Consider the following 20,002-nt stretch of genomic DNA (forward strand, 5'->3'; position numbering starts at 1 on the left):
AGAGAGGGCTAGGGTGAGGGGCCACCCACTGAAGAAACCCAGAACAAGCAGGCACCCCAGACCTGCAATCAACCAGACCAACCCAGCCAAGCCCTGAGGAAGACCGCACCACTCATCATTCCCGCACAGGAGAACCGCAATGAGCGCCAACGTCGACCTGAACAACCGCCCCGACTACGACCGTGTCCTGCAGGACATCGCCGATTACGTCCTCACCTTCAAAGCCCCCTCTGCCGAAGCCCTCGACACCGCCCGCAACTGCCTGATGGACACGCTGGGCTGCGGCTTGCTGGCGCTGCGTTTCCCCGAATGCACCAAGCATCTCGGGCCAATCGTCGAGGGCACCGTCGTGCCGTTTGGCGCGCGTGTTCCCGGCACCTCCTATCGCCTCGACCCGGTGAAAGCCGCGTGGGACATCGGCTGTATCGTCCGCTGGCTCGACTACAACGACACCTGGCTCGCCGCCGAGTGGGGCCATCCATCCGACAATCTCGGCGCGATTCTCGCGGTGGCCGATCATCTTTCGCAGAAGCGTCTGGTCAACGCTGAAGCGCCGCTGACCATTCGTGATGTGCTCGAAGCAATGATCATGGCCCACGAGATTCAAGGCGTGATTGCCCTGGAAAACTCCTTCAACCGCGTAGGACTCGATCACGTCATTCTGGTGAAAGTCGCTTCAACCGCCGTCACCGCCAAACTGATGGGCGCCAATCGTGAGCAATTGCTGTCGGCGTTGTCCCACGCGTTCGCTGATGGTCAGGCCCTGCGCACCTATCGTCATGCGCCGAACGCCGGTTCGCGAAAATCCTGGGCGGCGGGGGATGCGACGAGTCGTGGTGTACGTCTGGCTGACATTGCCATGCGCGGCGAGATGGGCATTCCCGGGGTGCTGACTGCGAAACAGTGGGGCTTTTATGACGTGCTGTTCAGCCATACCAACAGCGATCTGGCGCTGAAACCGGAAGATAAACGCGCCTTCAGTTTCTCGCGGGCATTCGGCAGTTATGTGATGGAAAACGTCCTGTTCAAGATCAGCTTCCCCGCCGAGTTTCATGCGCAAACCGCGTGCGAAGCGGCGGTGACGCTGCATCCGCAGGTGCGCAATCGCCTGCACGAAATCGACAAAATCGTCATCACCACTCACGAGTCGGCGATCCGCATCATTTCCAAGGTCGGGCCGCTGGCCAATGCCGCCGACCGCGACCACTGCATCCAGTACATGACCGCCGTGCCACTGGCGTTCGGCAATCTGGTCGCCGAGCAATACGAAGACGATTTCCACCGGGCGCATCCGATCATCGATGTGCTGCGCGAAAAAATGGTCATCGTCGAAGAGCCACGTTTCACGCGCGAATACCTCGAGGCCGACAAACGCTCGATTGCCAACGCCGTGCAGGTGTTTTTCAAGGACGGCAGCAGCACTGAAAACGTCGTGGTGGAATACCCGATCGGCCATCGCCGACGTCGCGCCGAGGGCATTCCATTACTGGAAGACAAGTTCAAGGCCAATCTGGCAACACGTTTCACCGGCCAGCGCAGCGGCGAAATCTTCGCGTTGTGCAAGGATCCGGCGCAGCTCGAAGCCACCCCGGTCAATCGTTTTGTGGATATGTTGGTTATCTGAACCACTTTTCCACAGGCAATTTGGTGATTGCAAAACCGCTCAACAAAATCGCCGAATAGATCATCAGCTCCCGGGACAGGGTTTGCCCCTCGTACCAGGCGCCGATGATCACGGCGAACACCGGGAAAATGATAAACACGAACGACAGAATGATCGGGCTCAGGCGTTTAAGCAGCAAAAAGTAAACGATGAATCCGCCCACCGATGCCACCAGCCCGAGATACAGCAGGGCGCCCCACGAGCGCGCGCTAACGGCACTGAACACCGGTGTCTCAACGCTCAGTCCGACAATAAATAACATCAACCCGGCGATGCCGATCGGCAACGTGTTGTAGGTGATCACACTAATCGCGCTGCCGTGCTTTTTCGTCACCACGTAACACAGCGCATGCATTACCGCCGCGCAGAGAATCGCCAGCACTCCCAGCCATTCGGCCTGATCCAGATGCAGACCCTGACTGCGAATAATCATGAACAGACTGCCAAAGCCGATGGCGATGCCGAGCATTTGTGACGGGTAGATTTTCTCGCGTAGAAACAGCGCGGAAAACAACAGGATAAACACCGGCATGCAACTGAACAGCAGCGCCGTCAGGCCCGATGACACGTGCATCTCGCCATAGTTGAGCAGGTAGTAGGGCAGGCTGAAATACGACAGCGTGACGAACACAAAGAACCAGCGACTTTGCCGGGGGAACAACAGCGGTTCCTTGCGCAACAGCGCGAAGCTGAGGAACAGCGGAAAGGCAATCAGAAAACGCAGCCCGGCGGCCGTCAGTGGCGGCACGCTTTCCACGGCAATCTTGATCCCCAGCCACGTCGTGCCCCAGCTCAGACAGACGATCAGAAACAGCGTGCTGGTGATCAAGCCGGCGAGCCAGGGTTTGCTGATGTTTATCGGTGTACTGACGGCGGTCGACATGCGGCGTGCTCCGAACGGTGGAATTGACCTTGTAGCGGAAACGGTCTATTCATGATTGAACCTGTTTAAAGCACGCTATTCGGGGTGACAATGACTGTCAAAGTAAGTATTGCCATGGTGTCAATCCTCCGCGACGGCCTCGTCAATGGCGTGGGCGTGAAATACAAACGTCTGGCGGATGCCGTAGCGCAAGCCATCGATGAAGGCGTTATCGATGCAGGATGCAAGTTGCCGCCGCACCGTTTGCTGGCGGACAGCCTGGGGGTGACCATTGGCACCATCAGCCGTGCCTACGGTGAACTGGAGCGTGTCGGATTGGTCGTCGCACGTGTAGGAGATGGCACCTACGTGTGTCAGCGCGGCATGGAACGGCCGCAGGACAAAGGCTTTCGCAATGTCAGTGATGAGCCTTCAGCCTGTTTCGACATGAGCCGCAATCAACCGATGCCAGGCCAGGAAGCCGCATTCATGAGCCAGAGCCTGCAGGAGCTGGCCAGCGATCCGCGCGTTTTGCAGCAATTGACCGGGTACACCGCTGAAGCCGGGCTGGCGCGGCATCGCGTGGCGGGGGCGGTCTGGTTGCAGCATGCGGCGTTCGTGCCGCACGCCGATCAGGTGTTGTGCGTCAACGGTGGTCAGCATGGTCTGTTGTGCGCGTTGATGGGCTTGCTCAAGGCCGGCGACACGGTGGTCACTGAGCATTTGTCCTACCCGGGGTTGATCGGCGTCGCACGTCAGTTGGGGATAAAACTGATCGGTGCCGCGATGGATGACGAAGGATTGTTGCCGTCGGCACTGGAGGAGAGCTGCCGTCAGCATCGGGTTTCGGCGGTGTATTGCACACCGACGATCCAGAATCCTACGGCTGCGGTCATGTCGATCTCGCGGCGCGAGGCGATTACCGATCTCTGCCGTCAGCACAATTTGCTGATTATCGAAGACGAAGCCCATGCGGTTCTGGATCGCCAGCGCCCGTTGCCGCTGAGCTATTTCGCGCCGGAGCGTTCGGTATTGATCGGCAGTCTGAGCAAGGCCGTTTCAGCGGGTTTGCGCATCGGTTACCTGCACGCGCCGCAAGCGTTGATCGGGCGTTTGAGTTCGGCCATTCGCGCAACGTGCTGGATGGCCAATCCGCTCTCGATGGAAGTGGCCAGCCTGTGGATCGAAAGCGGCATGGCCGAGCGTTTGCTGGACGAACAGATCAGCGAGATCGCTCGACGCAAGGCCTTGGTGGCGCCTGTTCTGCAGGGCTTGAACTACAAGACTCACCCTTACAGCCCGCACTTTTGGGTGGAAGTGCCGGAGCTGTGGCGGGCGTCGCAGATTGCGGCGGAATTGAAGGAAAACAATTATCTGGTCGCCACCGCTGAGGCATTTGCCGTGGGACATGCAGCAGTGCCGCAGTTTATTCGGGTGAGTGTGTGCAATGCGGTGGGGGATGATCGGTTGTTGCTGGCAGGGTTTGGGGCTTTAAGTCGCGCATTAACAGAGACCGTGTAATCGTTCTTCGCGAGCAAGCTCGCTCCCACAAGGGGTTGGGGTGAATGCAAAATGTACAAACACCCGAGAACCCTGTGGGAGCGAGCCTGCTCGCGAAGGCGTCGGATCAGGCAATGCAGAACTATTTGAACCGCCGCTCCACACCTTTCTCCACCAGAATCTTCGCCGAAATCTCTTCCACCGAAAAATGCGTGGAGTTGATGTGCGGGATGTTCTCGCGGCGGAACAGATTCTCCACTTCGCGCACTTCGAATTCACACTGGGCATAACTCGAATAACGGCTGTTGGGCTTGCGTTCGTTGCGGATCGCGGTGAGACGATCCGGGTCGATGGTCAGGCCAAACAACTTGTGCTGATGGGCGCGCAGGGCGTTCGGCAGGGTCAGGCGCTCCATGTCGTCTTCGGTCAGCGGATAGTTCGCCGCGCGGATGCCGAATTGCATGGCCATGTACAGACACGTCGGCGTTTTGCCGCATCGCGACACGCCCACTAGTATCAAATCGGCTTTGTCGTAATAGTGCGTACGCGCGCCGTCGTCGTTGTCGAGGGCAAAGTTGACCGCCTCGATACGCTCCATGTAATTGGAGTTGTGGCCGATCGAATGGGACTTGCCGACGGTGTAGGAAGAATGCTCGGTCAGTTCCTGCTCGAGCGGGGCGAGGAAGGTCGAGAAAATGTCGATCATGAAACCATTGGACGTTGCGAGAATCTCACGGATGTCCTGATTGACGATGGTGTCGAAGATGATCGGGCGAAAGCCGTCGGTTTCAGCGGCTTTGTTGATTTGTTGTACCATGGCCCGCGCTTTTTCAACGCTGTCGATGTACGGTCGCGTGAATTTGCTGAAGGTAATGTTTTCGAACTGCGCCAGAAGGCTTTGACCCAGGGTTTCGGCAGTGATGCCGGTGCCATCGGAGATGAAGAAAGCAGATCGTTTCATTTGCACCTTGGGCCTTAAGCTAATGAGCATTTCTGGATATGATAGGCGCGATTTGTCGGCCGCGACTGGCCCGCATTCTCACTTATTTTCCAGGTCCAGGCCATACAACCGGCCAAGGCTCCCCCGGGCCGCCGGTTTCTGAGCTTTTCCAACACAGTTAGTGGAGAGATCACCTTGGTAGAGTACGTAGTTTCCCTCGATAAGCTCGGCAAACACGATGTTGAGCATGTGGGGGGCAAGAACGCATCCCTGGGCGAGATGATCAGTAACCTGGCAGGCGCCGGTGTTTCGGTCCCCGGTGGTTTCGCCACGACGGCTCAGGCTTATCGTGATTTCCTCGAACTGAGCGGCCTCAACGACCAGATCCACCAGGCCCTCGACGCGCTTGACGTTGACGACGTCAACGCCCTGGCCAAAACCGGCGCGCAGATCCGTCAATGGATCATGGAAGCCGAATTCCCGGAAAAACTGAATGCCGAAATCCGCACCGCGTTCGCCGCGCTGTCGGCCGGCAATCCTGATGTGGCCGTGGCCGTGCGTTCCTCCGCCACCGCCGAAGACTTGCCGGACGCTTCGTTCGCCGGTCAACAGGAAACCTTCCTGAACATCCGTGGCGTGGAAAACGTAATCCGCGCCGCCAAAGAGGTGTTCGCTTCGCTGTTCAACGACCGTGCGATCTCCTACCGCGTGCACCAGGGCTTCGACCATAAACTGGTCGCCCTGTCGGCTGGCGTGCAGCGCATGGTGCGTTCGGAAACCGGCACCGCCGGCGTGATGTTCACCCTCGATACCGAATCCGGTTTCCGTGACGTGGTGTTCATCACCGGTGCCTACGGCCTGGGCGAAACCGTCGTACAAGGCGCGGTCAACCCCGACGAATTCTATGTGCACAAGGGCACGCTGGAGGCCGGTCGTCCGGCGATCCTGCGTCGCAACCTGGGCAGCAAGGCCATCAAGATGATCTACGGCGACGAGGCCAAGGCCGGTCGTTCGGTCAAGACCGTCGATGTCGACAAGGCTGAGCGCGCGCGTTTCTGTTTGAGCGACGCTGAAGTCAGCGAGCTGGCCAAGCAAGCGATGATCATCGAAAAGCACTACGGCTGCCCGATGGACATCGAGTGGGCCAAGGACGGTGACGACGGCCAGCTGTACATCGTGCAGGCGCGTCCGGAAACCGTGAAAAGCCGCACCCAGGCCAACGTCATGGAACGTTACCTGTTGAAAGAAACCGGCACCGTGCTGGTGGAAGGTCGTGCGATTGGCCAGCGCATCGGCGCCGGTAAAGTACGGATCATCAAAGACGTTTCCGAGATGGACAAGGTCCAGCCGGGCGACGTGCTGGTTTCCGACATGACCGACCCGGATTGGGAACCGGTGATGAAGCGCGCCAGCGCCATCGTCACCAACCGTGGCGGGCGTACCTGCCACGCGGCGATCATCGCTCGCGAGCTGGGCATTCCGGCCGTTGTCGGTTGCGGCAACGCCACCCAGCTGCTGAAGGATGGCCAAGGCGTGACCGTGTCCTGCGCCGAAGGCGACACCGGTTACATCTTCGAAGGCGAACTGGGCTTCGACATCAAGAAGAACTCCGTCGACGCCATGCCGGAGCTGCCGTTCAAAATCATGATGAACGTCGGCAACCCGGACCGCGCCTTTGACTTCGCGCAGTTGCCGAACGCCGGTGTCGGCCTGGCCCGTCTGGAGTTCATCATCAACCGCATGATCGGTGTGCACCCGAAAGCGCTGTTGAACTACGACGGTCTGCCGCAGGAAATCAAGGACAGCGTCGACAAGCGCATCGCCGGTTACGACGATCCGGTCGGTTTCTATGTGGAAAAACTGGTTGAAGGCATCAGCACCCTCGCTGCCGCGTTCGCGCCGAAGAAAGTCATCGTGCGTCTGTCGGACTTCAAGTCCAACGAATACGCCAACCTGATCGGCGGCAAACTCTACGAGCCGGAAGAAGAAAACCCGATGCTGGGCTTCCGTGGCGCTTCGCGTTACATCAGCGAATCGTTCCGTGACTGCTTCGAACTCGAATGCCGCGCGCTGAAACGTGTGCGCAACGAGATGGGCCTGACCAACGTCGAAATCATGGTGCCGTTCGTCCGTACCCTCGGCGAAGCCAGCCAGGTCGTCGATCTGCTCGCCGAAAACGGCTTGAAGCGCGGCGAAAACGGTCTGCGCGTGATCATGATGTGCGAACTGCCTTCCAACGCGATTCTTGCTGAAGAGTTCCTCGAATTCTTCGACGGTTTCTCGATCGGTTCCAACGACCTGACTCAGCTGACGCTGGGCCTGGACCGCGATTCCGGTATCATCGCGCACCTGTTCGACGAGCGTAATCCGGCGGTCAAGAAGCTTCTGGCCAACGCGATTGCTGCGTGCAACAAGGCCGGCAAGTACATCGGTATCTGCGGTCAGGGTCCTTCGGATCACCCGGATCTGGCCAAGTGGCTGATGGAACAGGGCATCGAAAGCGTGTCGCTGAACCCGGACACCGTGCTGGAAACCTGGTTCTTCCTCGCGGAAGGCCAAGCGCCGGCCTGATCAGTATGTGAACGGCCCGCTCCCTTTGCTGGTGGCGGGCTCTGAGAATCAAGTAGGGCGGGCTCCTGTAGATGCCGCCCTTTTTTGTGCAAGAGCATTATGCAAAGCAGCAGCAACCTGTTTCCTGTCGCCCTGATCAGCGCCGAGCGGCGCGGCGATCTGAGCGAAGACGTTTACCGACTCAAACCCGGCAATAGTCCCGACTGGTCCGTGGAGATCGCCGTCACCCGTTTGGGCATGGCCGATGACTCCGCGCCACGCGGCGTGCCGGTGATTTTGTTGCACGGCAGTTTTTCCAATCGACGCTTCTGGTTTTCACCGAAAGGCTTGGGCCTGGGCGCGTATCTGACGCGTCTGGGTTTCGACGTGTGGATTCCGGAGATGCGCGGCCACGGCCTGTCGCAGCGCAATGAGGAGTACCGGCGCAATCGCGTGGCCGACTATGCCCGTTACGATCTGCCGGCGATCGCCGCATTCGTGCGTGAGCAGAGCGGGCAGGTTCCGCACTGGATCGGCCATTCGCTGGGCGGCATCACCTTGGCGGCGGCGCTCGGTGGCGAGTACCTGGGCGAGCCGGCGGTGGCTTCGGCGGCATTTTTCGGCACCCAGGTCAGCCGCACATACTGGCCGCTGAAAATCCCGCCGGTGGAGTGGAGCAGCCGCTTCATTCTCAAGCGTTTCGCGCAACTGTCCGGTTCGCGGCTCAAACGTGGCCCGGAAGATGAACCGATCGGTCTGGCGCTGGAAAGCATGCGCTGGTACGGCTTGTTTGGCCGTTTTGGTGACAAGGACAAGGATTGGTGGGCAGGTCTTGCCGACGTCAAGGTGCCGGTGCTGGCAGTGACGGCGGCGGGGGATCATCAGGATCCGGCGTGGGCCTGTCGCAAACTGTTCGAGCAGATCGGCAGCGAGCACAAGCAGTTCATCAATCTGGGGCGCGAGCAGGGTTTCACCGATAATTTCGGTCATGTCGAAATGCTGGTGAGCAAAGCGGCGCAGACTGAGGTGTGGCCGCTGGTAGCGCGCTGGTTGAACGATCAGCAGGCGCCGATACTGGGCGAGAAGCCTGATCTGGCTGCCGCAGTCTGAAACGGGGGGCTGGGTGAAGGGCATTTCGTTCAGGTCGGCTTGCGGCTAAGATATGACGAATTGTGCGGTTCTGGTCATATTCGATGGCAGTTTAGCGATTACGTTTCAGCGTTTGTTCAGGTTCATTCAGCGAACATTCAATGAGCTAAGGTAAACAGCGACCAGCGGAACTCGTCTCTTCAGAACGCGGCATCCTTGATCGTCTTGCTTTTTACAGGAGTTTTTCGATGAACCATTACCTTACGCCTGACCTGTGCGACGCCTATCCGGAGCTGGTGCAGGTGCTGGAACCGATGTTCAGCAATTTCGGTGGCCGTGATTCATTCGGCGGCGAAATCGTGACCATCAAATGCTTCGAAGACAACTCGCTGGTCAAGGAACAAGCCGAACTCAACGGCAACGGCAAGGTGCTGGTGGTCGATGGCGGCGGTTCGCTGCGTCGCGCGCTGCTGGGCGACATGATTGCCGAGAAGGCCGCTAAAAACGGCTGGGAAGGGCTGGTGATCTACGGTTGCATCCGTGACGTCGACGTCATTGCCCAGACTGATCTGGGCGTTCAAGCCTTGGCCAGCCACCCGATGAAAACCGAAAAACGCGGCATCGGCGACCTCAATGTGCCGGTGACGTTCGCCGGTGTGACGTTCCATCCGGGCCAGTACATTTATGCGGACAACAACGGCGTGATCATCTCGCCGAGTCCGCTGCAGATGCCTGAATAAGAGTTTCGACAAAGGGATGCGGATGTTCGAGGAAGAAAACGCGCAATGGGGGCTGGTGCATGCCCTGGTGCTGGACGGAAAAGGTGGTGCGCGTTCGATAGCCCGGACTGAGCTCGACGATTTGCAGCTGCAGGCCCATGAAAGCCTGTGGCTGCATTGGGATCGCAGCCATCCGCAGACCCAGACCTGGCTACGCAAATCCAGCGGCCTCAATGAATTCACCTGCGATTTGCTGCTGGAAGAGAACACGCGTCCGCGCTTGCTGCCGTTGCCGGATTCCGAGCTGCTGCTGTTCTTGCGCGGGGTCAATCTCAACCCGGGCGCCGAGCCGGAAGACATGGTCTCGGTGCGGATTTTCGCCTCCGCCCAGCGAGTAATCTCGCTGCGTTTGCGCCCATTGCGCGCCACCGATGAGTTGCTGGCGCTGTTGAGCGAGGGCAAAGGCCCGAAAACTTCTTCTGAACTCATCCTTTATCTGGCGCAGTTCCTCACCAACAAGGTGCAGGATCTGGTCACTTGCCTCTCGGAAATCGCCGATGAGGAAGAAGAAAAGATGGATGCCGACGAACGGTATACCCCCGAGCATGGCGCCATTTTGCACATCCGTCGCCGGGCGGCCGGACTGAAGCGTTTTCTTGCACCGCAGCGGGATATTTTCGGACAACTGACGCGGATAAAACTGCCTTGGTTTGTCGATGACGATGCCGATTACTGGAATGAATTGAACAACAGTCTGACCCGCTATCTCGAAGAGCTCGAATTGACCCGAGAGCGCGTGGGGCTTGTGCTGGAGGCTGAAGACCGGCGCCTCAGCGAGCGTATGAATCGCACGATGTACCGCTTCGGCATCATCACCTGCATCTTTTTGCCGATGAGTTTCATCACCGGTCTGCTGGGCATCAACGTTGGCGGAATTCCATTCTCCAGCAGCCCTTATGGCTTCCTGATCGCCTGCTTGACGGTGCTCGCTCTGGCCTTCGGTCAGTGGTGGTTATTCCGTCGTTTGCGCTGGGTCTGAAAATGGCACATGTGACCCGACCAAATCTGCCCGCGTCTTTCACAGACATCACGAGAGGTGCGTATGCACGATCCGTTTGAACAGTCTTTGCGCGACATGCTCAACGCCTCGCCGTCCAGCCGCGACGACGATGCCTGCCTGGGCCGCGTACTCAAAACCGCCAACCGCCAGGTTGGCGCCGGTGATCTGTTCAGCCTGCTGGGCCGCTGGCTGCCCGCGCTGATGATCGCCCTGAATAACGGATCGGCCCATGTCTCGCCGGTTTCCCGTCTTCGTAAACCTACCGCTCGCACTGCTGATAAGGCTGATTGAATATGGAACTCGACCTCTGGACTCAGAGCCTCGTCACTGCAATGACTGCGTTGTGGACCAAAGTAGCCAACTTCATTCCGAACCTGTTCGGCGCACTGGTCGTGCTGCTGTTGGGTTTCGTCGTGGCCAAGCTGCTCGATACCTTGCTGTCCAAGCTGCTTGCCAAACTGGGCCTTGATCGCCTGATGGGTGGCACCGGCCTGACCAAATTGATGTCGCGAGCCGGGCTGCAAGTGCCGATCTCGACCCTGATCGGCAAAATCGTTTACTGGTTCGTTCTGCTGATTTTTCTGGTTTCTGCAGCAGAATCCCTTGGCCTTGAGCGAGTTTCAGCTACGCTGGATATGTTGGCGCTCTATTTGCCGAAAGTATTCGGCGCAGCCCTGGTGTTGCTGGTAGGTGTTTTGCTGGCGCAACTGGCCAACGGGCTGGTGCGCGGGGCGGCAGAAGGTGTGGGCCTGGACTACGCTTCGGGGCTTGGGCGAATTGCTCAGGGGCTGGTGATCATCATCAGCCTCTCGGTCGCGATCAGTCAGCTTGAGGTCAAGACCGACCTGCTGAACCATGTGATCGTCATCGTTTTGATTACCGTTGGTCTGGCGGTTGCGCTGGCCATGGGTTTGGGAAGCCGGGAAATTGCCGGTCAGATTCTTGCGGGAATCTATGTGCGTGAGTTGTATCAGGTTGGGCAACAAGTGCGTGTTGGCGAGGTCGAAGGGCAGATCGAGGAGATCGGCACGGTTAAAACCACATTGCTGACCGATGAGGGTGAGCTAGTCTCTCTTTCCAATCGGATCCTGCTGGAACAGCATGTGAGTAGCCGCTAATCCGGCAAACCCTGCTAATGTATGCCGCCGCAAAATGCCAGCTGATGCTGGTCGCGGTGGACATTGACCTGACTGTCGGCACGACTTGTTTTGAATAAAGCCCAAACGCTATCCACGCGCTACGACCCCCGCGAGCTCTCTGATGAGGAGTTGGTCGCGCGCTCGCATACCGAGCTTTTTCACGTAACGCGCGCTTATGAAGAACTGATGCGGCGTTACCAGCGAACATTATTTAACGTTTGTGCGAGATATCTTGGGAACGATCGCGACGCAGACGATGTCTGTCAGGAAGTCATGTTGAAGGTGCTGTATGGCCTGAAGAACTTCGAGGGGAAATCGAAGTTCAAAACGTGGCTCTACAGCATCACGTACAACGAATGTATTACGCAGTATCGGAAGGAACGGCGAAAGCGTCGCTTGATGGACGCATTGAGTCTTGACCCCCTCGAGGAAGCGTCCGAAGAAAAGGCGCCGAAACCCGAGGAGAAGGGCGGGCTTGATCGCTGGCTGGTGTATGTGAACCCGATTGACCGTGAAATTCTGGTGCTACGATTTGTCGCAGAGCTTGAATTTCAGGAGATCGCAGACATCATGCACATGGGTTTGAGTGCGACAAAAATGCGTTACAAACGTGCTCTAGATAAATTGCGTGAGAAATTTGCAGGCATTGCTGAAACTTAGTTCAGCGCAAATATCTCTTACGTGTAGGCAAGTTCTGATAGACTTGCCGCCGAGTTGTCCCCCGGTTTGCGGGACTGCTTCACAATCACCAGATGGGGATTTAACGGATGAAACTGAAAAACACCTTGGGCTTGGCCATTGGTTCTCTGATTGCCGCCACTTCGTTCGGCGCTCTGGCACAAGGCCAAGGCGCAGTTGAAATCGAAGGCTTCGCAAAGAAAGAACAATTCGACAGCGCTCGTAACTTCAAGAACAACGGCAACCTGTTCGGCGGTTCGATCGGTTACTTCCTGACCGACGACGTTGAACTGCGTCTGGGCTACGACGAAGTGCACAACGTGCGTTCCGACGACGGTCGTAACATCAAGGGCGCTAACACCGCTCTGGACGCTCTGTACCACTTCAACAACCCAGGCGACATGCTGCGTCCGTACGTATCGGCCGGTTTCTCCGATCAGAGCATCGGTCAGAACGGTTCCGGTGGTCGTGACCGCTCCACCTTCGCCAACGTTGGCGCTGGTGCCAAGCTGTACTTCACCGAGAACTTCTACGCCCGTGCCGGCGTTGAAGCTCAGTACAACATCGACCAGGGCGACACCGAGTGGGCTCCTAGCGTTGGTATCGGTGTGAACTTCGGTGGCGGCTCCAAGCCTGCTGCTGCTCCAGTTCCAGCACCAGCTGAAGTCTGCTCCGACAGCGACAACGACGGCGTTTGCGACAACGTTGACAAGTGCCCGGACACCCCAGCCAACGTAACTGTTGACGCTGACGGCTGCCCAGCAGTTGCTGAAGTTGTTCGTGTTGAGCTGGACGTCAAGTTCGACTTCGACAAGTCGGTTGTGAAGCCAAACAGCTACGGCGACATCAAGAACCTGGCTGACTTCATGAAGCAGTACCCATCCACCACCACTACTGTTGAAGGTCACACTGACTCCGTCGGTCCTGACGCTTACAACCAGAAACTGTCCGAGCGTCGTGCAAACGCCGTTAAGCAAGTTCTGACCAACCAGTACGGTGTTGAATCGTCCCGCGTTCAGTCTGTTGGCTACGGCGAATCCCGCCCAGTTGCTGACAACAAAACTGAAGCTGGCCGCGCTGTAAACCGTCGCGTAGAAGCGCAGGTTGAAGCTCAATCTAAGTAATTAGATGCCGCTCTGAGAAAAGCCCGGCTTAGGCCGGGCTTTTCTTTGTCTGCGATTTGAGATTGAAGCTTTGAAACCAGGCTACTCCTACATGGCGGCTATACGCGTCTCGCTGGCTTCCTGCGCATAACCAGCCACGGCGCCGATCACCAGTATCGCAGGGCTCTTCAATTGGAATCTGTAGGCTGCTTCGTTCATTGCCGTGAGATCGCTCCGGCATTCGCGCTGCTCTGGCAATGACGCATTTTCAATCATCGCCACCGGCGTATCCGCCGCCATCCCGCCCGCCAATAACTGATCGCGAATCTCGCCCAGCTTGGCCACGCCCATATAAACCACCAGCGTCGTACCGCCCTGCGCCAGCGCCTGCCAGTTCAATTGGCTGTCGTCTTGCGTGTGTGCCGTCACCAGCGTCACCCCGCGCGCCACCCCGCGTAACGTCAGCGGAATATCACACTGCGTCGCTCCGGCCAGCCCGGCGGTAATGCCATTGACCAACTCTACCTCGACCCCACGCTCACGCAGCCACTGCGCCTCTTCACCGCCACGGCCGAAAATGCACGGATCACCACCCTTGAGCCGCACCACACACTTGCCTTGGCGGGCGTAACGCAGCATCAGTCGATGGATAAATGCCTGCGGTGTTGAGCGGCAGCCGCCGCGTTTGCCTACCGCGATAATGCGCGCGGCGGGGCAGTGCTCCAGCACCGCGTCGTTGACCAGATCATCGATCAGCACCACATCGGCTTCGCGTAAGGCGCGTACCGCTTTGAGGGTCAGCAGTTCGGGATCACCAGGACCTGCACCCACCAGCCAGACTTTTGCATTCATGGTGTTTCCTCATCAGATGACGGCGACTGGCTGCACATCGGCAGCCAGCAAGCGTTTTATTTCCGGGACGCACGAACCGCATTGCGTTCCGCAGCCCAGCGTGTTTTTCAAACCCTGCAAATCCAAACCCTGGCGGATGCCGGCGCAAACCGCGTTGAGGCTGACGTTCTTGCAGTTGCACAGGGTTTTATCCGCAGTAATCTGCGCCCCGGCGCTGCCCGGTGGCGCACTCATTGGTGCCAGCAACCAGCGCCGCAGTTGTTCATCCGCGCGACCTTCCAGCCACAACCCCTGCACCCAATGCTGGGCAAGGGTTTCACCGGCCAGGCGGATCGCGGTGATCCGGCCGTTTTCAATGCGTACGCGCTTGCCGATCGCCCGACGGGGATCGTCATAAGCGAGTACCGGGCCTTCGATGAGTGACAGGCATTGGTCGATCTGAGCCAATAATTGTGGATTCGGCGCCTCACTGCTGGCTGCGCGTATCAGCAATGCCGATCGTTCACGTCCGACAAGGCTGAGACTCACGTAGGAAAATGCCTCACAGAGTGGTCGTAGGGCCTCGAAATGCCGCTGAACATCGCCTTCGATCAGTGCGAAAAGCTGCCACGGCAAATTCACCGGTTCCAGGCGCACGCCGCTGTGTTTCAGCTCCGGTTGTTTCGACAGTGGATCAAAGGCCGGCAGGGTCAGGCTGTTTACGCCGCCCTTGAGAAAACGGTCGCCCCAGTGCATCGGCAGAAACGCTTGTCCCGGGCGCACGCTGTCATCACTGCCGACTGCGACGATCACCGCACCGCGACGACTTTTAAGGTTGACCAGATCACCCGGCTGCAAGCGATGCCGACGCAGTTCGTCCGGGTGCAGGCTCAACAGCGCTTCGCTGACATGCCCGAACAATTGCGCCGCCGTACCGGTGCGGCTCATACCGTGCCATTGATCGCGCAGGCGACCGGTGATCAGCGTCAATGGGAAGCGCGCATCGCGCTGTTCCTTGGCGGCGCGATACGGGTCGGCAATGAACTGAGCCCGACCGTTGGCTGTAGGAAAAATACCGTCCTCATAGAGTCGTGATGTTCCTTTGCGGGCACCGGCAGGGAAGGGCCATTGCTGCGGTCCGATCTCGTCGATCAATGCATGACTGATCCCGGACAAATCCAGATCACGGCCGCGTGTCAGCCCTTTGAACTCATCGAACAACTGCGCGGGCTGAGTAAAGGTAAACAGGCTCGGTTCAGCGGGGCGCAGGCGTTTCTCCAGGCGCTGTGCGAAATCCACCGTGATCGCCCAGTCCGGCCGCGCTTCGCCCGGTGGGAGGATGGCTTTGCGTACGTGGGAAATGCGTCGTTCGGAGTTGGTCACCGAGCCTTCCTTCTCGCCCCAACTGGCGGCGGGTAACAACAGGTCGGCGAATGCTGCGGTTTCGGTAGTGCGGAAGGCTTCTTGCAGAACCACAAACGGGCAAGCCTCCAGCGCTGCTCGCACCGAGTGTTGATCCGGCATCGACTGCGCCGGGTTGGTGCAGGCAATCCACAACGCTTTGATCTTGCCGCTGCGCACCTGCTCGAAAAGTTCGACGGCGCTGAGCCCGGTCGTTTCCGGCATCCGCGCCACGCCCCAATAAGTCGCCACTTCGGCGCGGTGTTCCGGGTTGGTCGCATCGCGATGCCCCGGCAGCAAATTGGACAAACTGCCGGTTTCGCGCCCGCCCATGGCATTCGGCTGACCGGTAAGGGAGAAAGGTCCTGCGCCGGGCCGGCCGATTTGTCCGGTGGCCAGGTGCAGATTGATCAGCGCGCTGTTCTTCGCGCTGCCAGCCGTGGACTGGTTCAGCCCCATGCACCACAGCGACAGAAAACTCGGCGAAGTACCCACCCATTCAGCGCACTGCTGCAGTTGCTCGACACTGATGCCACATAACTGCGAAACCATTTGCGGGGTGTAATCGCGCACCAGACTCTTCAGTTCGGCGAGGCCATCGGTGTGCGCCTTGATGAAGTCGCGATCGATCCAGTCTTCCCACAACAACAGGTGCAAAATCCCATGGAACAACGCGACATCGGTACCGGGCAGAATCGCCAGATGCAGATCGGCAAGGTCACAAGTGTCGGTGCGCCGTGGATCAATGACGATGACTTTCATCTGTGGCCGGCGGGATTTTGCCTCCTCAAGTCGGCGAAAAAGCACCGGATGGGCGTAGGCCATGTTACTGCCGACGATCATCACGCAATCGCTGAGCTCCAGATCCCCATAACTGCACGGCGGGGCGTCGGCGCCGAGGCTGCGCTTGTAGCCGACCACCGCTGAAGACATGCACAGGCGTGAATTGCTGTCGATGTTGTTGGTGCCGACCAGCGCCCGCGCCAGTTTGTTGAAAGCGTAATAGTCCTCGGTCAGCAACTGCCCGGAGATATAAAACGCCACACTGTCGGGGCCATGTTCGGCGATGTTCGCGGCGAACACGTTGGCGGCGTGTTCCATTGCCGTGTCCCAGTCCGTGCGGCCGCGCGCCAGGCCTTTGCCCAGACGCAGTTCCGGATACAGTGCGCGAGCCGCGAGGTCGCCGGTCAGGTGCAGGGTCGAGCCTTTGCTGCACAGTTTGCCGAAGTTGGCCGGATGTGCCGGATCGCCGCTGACGCCGAGAATGCGCTCGCCGTCATGCTCGATCAGCACGCCGCAGCCGACCCCGCAATAACAGCAGGTCGAGGCGGTCGTCTGGCGGTTCATCAGATGGCGTCCCGCAGGGCCAGTTGCACGCGACCGTTCTCGACCCGCGCCGGGTGATGGTGCGCGCAACCGATGTCCGGCGCCTGCGCTTCGCCAGATTCGAGGTCGATTTGCCAATTGTGCAGCGGACAGGCCACGCGTTTGCCGTAGATCAAACCTTGTGACAACGGCCCACCCTTGTGCGGGCAGCGGTCGTCGAGGGCGAAAACTTCGTCGTCGCTTGTACGAAAAATCGCGATGTCACCTTTCGGTCCGGCAATGATCCGCGAGCCGAGGGCATTGATCTCGTCGAGGGCACAGATATCCAGCCAGTTCATGCCGGCACCTCCAGGTTTTTCACAGGGATCACATCGAATTCTTTCTTCAGTTGCGGCTGCGCCAGGCGTTCTTTCCACGGGTCCTGTTCGAACGACAGGGAGAATTGCAGGCGCTCGTTCAGGGCTTTGCGGCGCTCCGGGTCTTCCAGCACGGCTTTCTTGATGTGCTCCATACCGACCCGTTGCAGGTAGTGCACGGTACGTTCGAGGTAGAAGGCTTCTTCGCGATACAACTGCAGGAATGCGCCGTTGTATTCGCGCACTTCTTCGGCGGTTTTCAGTTTGACGAAGAATTCGGCTACTTCGGTTTTGATTCCGCCGTTGCCGCCGATGTACATCTCCCAACCGGAGTCGACGCCGATGATTCCTACGTCTTTGATCCCCGCTTCCGAGCAGTTGCGTGGGCATCCGGAGACGGCGAGTTTCACTTTGTGCGGCGACCACATGTTGAACAGGTCGTGCTCAAGCTCGATGCCCAGTTGCGTCGAGTTCTGCGTGCCGAAGCGGCAGAACTCACTACCAACGCAGGTTTTCACGGTGCGGATGGATTTGCCGTAAGCGTGGCCGGACGGCATGTCGAGATCCTTCCACACGCCGGGCAAGTCCTGCTTCTTGATGCCGAGCAAGTCGATGCGCTGCCCGCCGGTGACTTTGACCATCGGTACGTTGTACTTGTCGGCGACGTCGGCAATTCGCCGCAGCTCGGAAGGATTGGTCACGCCGCCCCACATCCGTGGTACCACCGAATAGGTGCCGTCCTTCTGGATGTTGGCGTGGGCGCGTTCGTTGATCAGGCGCGATTGCGGATCGTCCTTGGCTTCGCCGGGCCAGGTCGAAATCAGGTAATAGTTGAGGGCCGGGCGGCAGGTCGCGCAGCCGTTCGGCGTGCGCCAGTTGAGGTAGCACATAGTGCCGGCGATGGTCAGCAGATGCTGTTCGCGAATCGCTTGGCGAATCTGCCCGTGGTTGAGGTCGCTGCATCCGCAGATGGCCTTTTCGCTTTTCGGTTTGACGTCGGCCGCCCCACCCACGGTGTTGATCAGGATCTGCTCGACCAGCCCGGCGCAGGAGCCGCAGGAGCTGGCGGCTTTGGTGTGTTTCTTCACCTCATCGACGCTGAACAGACCGTGTTCCTGAATGGCTTTGACGATGGTGCCTTTGCACACGCCGTTGCAGCCGCAGACTTCGGCGGTGTCGGCCATGACCATGGCTTTGTCCTGGCCTTGATGTCCTACGTCGCCGAGGGCCTGCTCCATAGATGAAGAGCCGCCGAACATCAGGTGATCGCGGATCTGCCGAATGTCGTGATTCTCACGAATCTGGCGGAAATACCAACCGCCATCTGCCGTATCGCCGTACAGACAGGCGCCGACCAGCACGTCATCCTTGATTACCAGTTTTTTGTACACGCCGCCGATCGGGTCGGAGAGGGTGATGGTCTCGGTGCCTTCGCCGCCCATGAAGTCGCCAGCGGAAAACAGGTCGATGCCGGTGACTTTCAATTTGGTTGACGTCACCGACCCCTGATAACGGGCGAAGCCCAGTTGTGCGAGATGGTTGGCGCAAACCTTGGCCTGCTCGAACAATGGCGCGACCAGCCCGTAGGCAATGCCGCGATGACTGGCGCATTCACCGATGGCATAAATACGTGGGTCGTAGGTTTGCAGAGTGTCGTTGACCAGAATCCCGCGATTGCACGGAATGCCGGCCTTTTCCGCCAGTTCGGTGTTAGGGCGAATGCCAGCAGCCATCACCACCAGATCGGCGGGGATGATCTCGCCGTTCTTGAATTGCACCGAGCCGACCCGGCCATTGCCGGCGTCGTGCAAGGCCTGGGTCTGTTCGCACAAACGGAAATGCAGGCCACGGGATTCGAGGGCGCCTTGCAGCAACTGGCCACTGGTTTTGTCGAGTTGGCGTTCAAGCAGCCATTCGCCGATGTGCACCACGGTGACGTGCATGCCGCGCAGCATCAGGCCGTTGGCCGCTTCGAGGCCGAGCAAGCCGCCGCCGATGACCACCGCGTGTTTGTGGGTTTTGGCGGTGTCGATCATGGCTTGGGTGTCGGCGATGTCGCGGTAACCGATCACCCCGTGCAAGGTGTTGCCGGGGATCGGCAGAATGAAAGGGGTCGAGCCGGTGGCGATCAGCAGACGATCGTATTCGGCTTCGGTGCCGTCCTCGGCGATCACGCGGCGTTTGACCCGGTCAATCTCCACCACTTTGCGGTTGAGCAGCAATTTGATGTTGTTTTCCAAATACCAGTCGAGGTCGTTGAGCACGATCTCTTCGAAAGTCTGTTCGCCGGCCAACACCGGCGAGAGCAGAATGCGGTTGTAGTTGGTGTGCGGTTCAGCGCCGAAGACGGTGATGTCGTACAGCTCATTGCTCAGTTTGAGCAGTTCTTCGAGGGTGCGGACCCCGGCCATGCCATTGCCGATCATCACCAGTTTGAGTTTTTTCATCAGGTTCTCCGGGGAGCTTTGGCTAGCCTCTTGTGGGCAGTCAGGCCTTGCTCGAGAAATTTTGCGCAAACAAAAAAAGGCGTCCCGCTAGTTGCCTAGCGAGGACGCCTTTGTCCTGGTCCCGTTCTCTCGGGAAGCGCAGCCTTCGTCGTTGAAGGTTGGGCTTTATGGGTGTGTTGAGAGGGTTAATGCAGTGGTTGTGCCAAGTGGGGAAGGTGGCGGGTTTATTGGGGTTTGGCAGGTTCTGAGGATGATTTTTTGCACTGAATCGAGGCGGGTTGCTCGTTCGTGGGGCGCTCAGGTAGATGGGTTTGTGGTGATTGGGCTGACGTTATCGC

16 protein-coding genes are annotated in these 20,002 nt (G+C 58.7%); 10 read left to right on the plus strand and 6 right to left on the minus strand.

Annotated features, from left to right (window positions below):
* The first annotated feature begins 139 nt into the window (after positions 1 to 139).
* The gene (gene prpD, locus L8H52_RS26255; protein ID WP_242209485.1) at positions 140 to 1,624 is read left to right on the plus strand and encodes a 2-methylcitrate dehydratase; all 1,485 of its coding nucleotides are present in this window, start codon (positions 140 to 142) and stop codon (positions 1,622 to 1,624) included.
* Here prpD and L8H52_RS26260 read toward each other — a convergent pair.
* The gene (locus L8H52_RS26260) at positions 1,617 to 2,546 is read right to left on the minus strand and encodes an EamA family transporter (RefSeq protein ID WP_242209486.1); all 930 of its coding nucleotides are present in this window, start codon (positions 2,544 to 2,546) and stop codon (positions 1,617 to 1,619) included. The two genes, prpD and L8H52_RS26260, sit on opposite strands and share 8 nt — an antisense overlap.
* Positions 2,547 to 2,636: 90 nt before the next feature.
* Here L8H52_RS26260 and L8H52_RS26265 point away from each other — a divergent pair, with 90 nt between their 5' ends.
* On the plus strand, positions 2,637 to 4,046 hold the full coding sequence (locus L8H52_RS26265) for a PLP-dependent aminotransferase family protein (RefSeq protein WP_242209487.1): 1,410 nt from the start codon (positions 2,637 to 2,639) through the stop codon (positions 4,044 to 4,046).
* Positions 4,047 to 4,167: 121 nt separating this feature from the next.
* Here L8H52_RS26265 and L8H52_RS26270 read toward each other — a convergent pair whose 3' ends face one another.
* On the minus strand, positions 4,168 to 4,986 hold the full coding sequence (locus L8H52_RS26270) for a pyruvate, water dikinase regulatory protein (RefSeq protein WP_242209488.1): 819 nt from the start codon (positions 4,984 to 4,986) through the stop codon (positions 4,168 to 4,170).
* Positions 4,987 to 5,160: 174 nt separating this feature from the next.
* Here L8H52_RS26270 and ppsA point away from each other — a divergent pair, with 174 nt between their 5' ends.
* From ppsA to L8H52_RS26310, 8 genes are all read left to right on the plus strand, one after another.
* Positions 5,161 to 7,536, plus strand: coding sequence for a phosphoenolpyruvate synthase (gene ppsA / locus L8H52_RS26275; protein WP_242209489.1), 2,376 nt, complete (start codon positions 5,161 to 5,163; stop codon positions 7,534 to 7,536).
* Positions 7,537 to 7,635: 99 nt separating this feature from the next.
* Positions 7,636 to 8,625 carry an alpha/beta fold hydrolase gene (locus L8H52_RS26280; RefSeq protein ID WP_242209490.1) on the plus strand — a complete coding sequence of 330 codons (990 nt, stop codon included), beginning with the start codon at positions 7,636 to 7,638 and terminating at the stop codon, positions 8,623 to 8,625.
* Positions 8,626 to 8,852: 227 nt separating this feature from the next.
* Positions 8,853 to 9,344 carry a ribonuclease E activity regulator RraA gene (rraA, locus tag L8H52_RS26285; RefSeq protein WP_242209491.1) on the plus strand — a complete coding sequence of 164 codons (492 nt, stop codon included), beginning with the start codon at positions 8,853 to 8,855 and terminating at the stop codon, positions 9,342 to 9,344.
* 22 nt (positions 9,345 to 9,366) lie between these two features.
* A complete protein-coding gene (locus L8H52_RS26290; RefSeq protein ID WP_242209492.1) occupies positions 9,367 to 10,362 on the plus strand; it encodes a zinc transporter ZntB in 996 nt (331 codons plus the stop codon).
* 63 nt (positions 10,363 to 10,425) lie between these two features.
* Entirely contained in the window at positions 10,426 to 10,674 is a 249-nt protein-coding gene (locus tag L8H52_RS26295; RefSeq protein ID WP_008076827.1) for a hypothetical protein, read from the plus strand.
* 2 nt (positions 10,675 to 10,676) lie between these two features.
* Positions 10,677 to 11,501: a mechanosensitive ion channel domain-containing protein gene (locus L8H52_RS26300; protein ID WP_064116923.1), complete on the plus strand. Its 825-nt coding sequence runs from the start codon at positions 10,677 to 10,679 to the stop codon at positions 11,499 to 11,501.
* Between the two features lie 90 nt (positions 11,502 to 11,591).
* Positions 11,592 to 12,182 (plus strand): RNA polymerase sigma factor SigX, encoded by a 591-nt coding sequence (gene sigX / locus L8H52_RS26305; protein WP_011333251.1) that lies wholly within the window; start codon positions 11,592 to 11,594, stop codon positions 12,180 to 12,182.
* A gap of 107 nt (positions 12,183 to 12,289) precedes the next feature.
* Positions 12,290 to 13,324, plus strand: a complete 1,035-nt coding sequence (locus tag L8H52_RS26310; protein WP_242209493.1) for an OmpA family protein — start codon at positions 12,290 to 12,292, stop codon at positions 13,322 to 13,324.
* An 87-nt stretch (positions 13,325 to 13,411) separates the two neighbouring features.
* On the opposite strand, the gene cobA is transcribed toward L8H52_RS26310, so the two are convergent.
* Genes cobA through nirB form a run of 4 tightly spaced genes read right to left on the minus strand, consistent with a single transcriptional unit; the run spans position 13,412 to position 19,664 of the window.
* The gene (cobA, locus tag L8H52_RS26315) at positions 13,412 to 14,155 is read right to left on the minus strand and encodes a uroporphyrinogen-III C-methyltransferase (protein WP_242209494.1); all 744 of its coding nucleotides are present in this window, start codon (positions 14,153 to 14,155) and stop codon (positions 13,412 to 13,414) included.
* Between the two features lie 12 nt (positions 14,156 to 14,167).
* Entirely contained in the window at positions 14,168 to 16,882 is a 2,715-nt protein-coding gene (locus tag L8H52_RS26320) for a nitrate reductase (RefSeq protein ID WP_242209495.1), read from the minus strand.
* The gene (gene nirD, locus L8H52_RS26325) at positions 16,882 to 17,199 is read right to left on the minus strand and encodes a nitrite reductase small subunit NirD (protein ID WP_016985592.1); all 318 of its coding nucleotides are present in this window, start codon (positions 17,197 to 17,199) and stop codon (positions 16,882 to 16,884) included. The genes L8H52_RS26320 and nirD overlap by 1 nt, the downstream gene beginning before the upstream one ends.
* A complete protein-coding gene (nirB, locus tag L8H52_RS26330; RefSeq protein WP_242209496.1) occupies positions 17,196 to 19,664 on the minus strand; it encodes a nitrite reductase large subunit NirB in 2,469 nt (822 codons plus the stop codon). Before nirB ends, nirD begins: the two co-directional genes overlap by 4 nt.
* Between the last annotated feature and the right edge of the window lie 338 nt (positions 19,665 to 20,002).

The sequence above is a fragment of the Pseudomonas sp. CROZ-RG-20F-R04-15 genome (genome assembly GCF_022662375.1).
Classification (GTDB): domain Bacteria; phylum Pseudomonadota; class Gammaproteobacteria; order Pseudomonadales; family Pseudomonadaceae; genus Aquipseudomonas.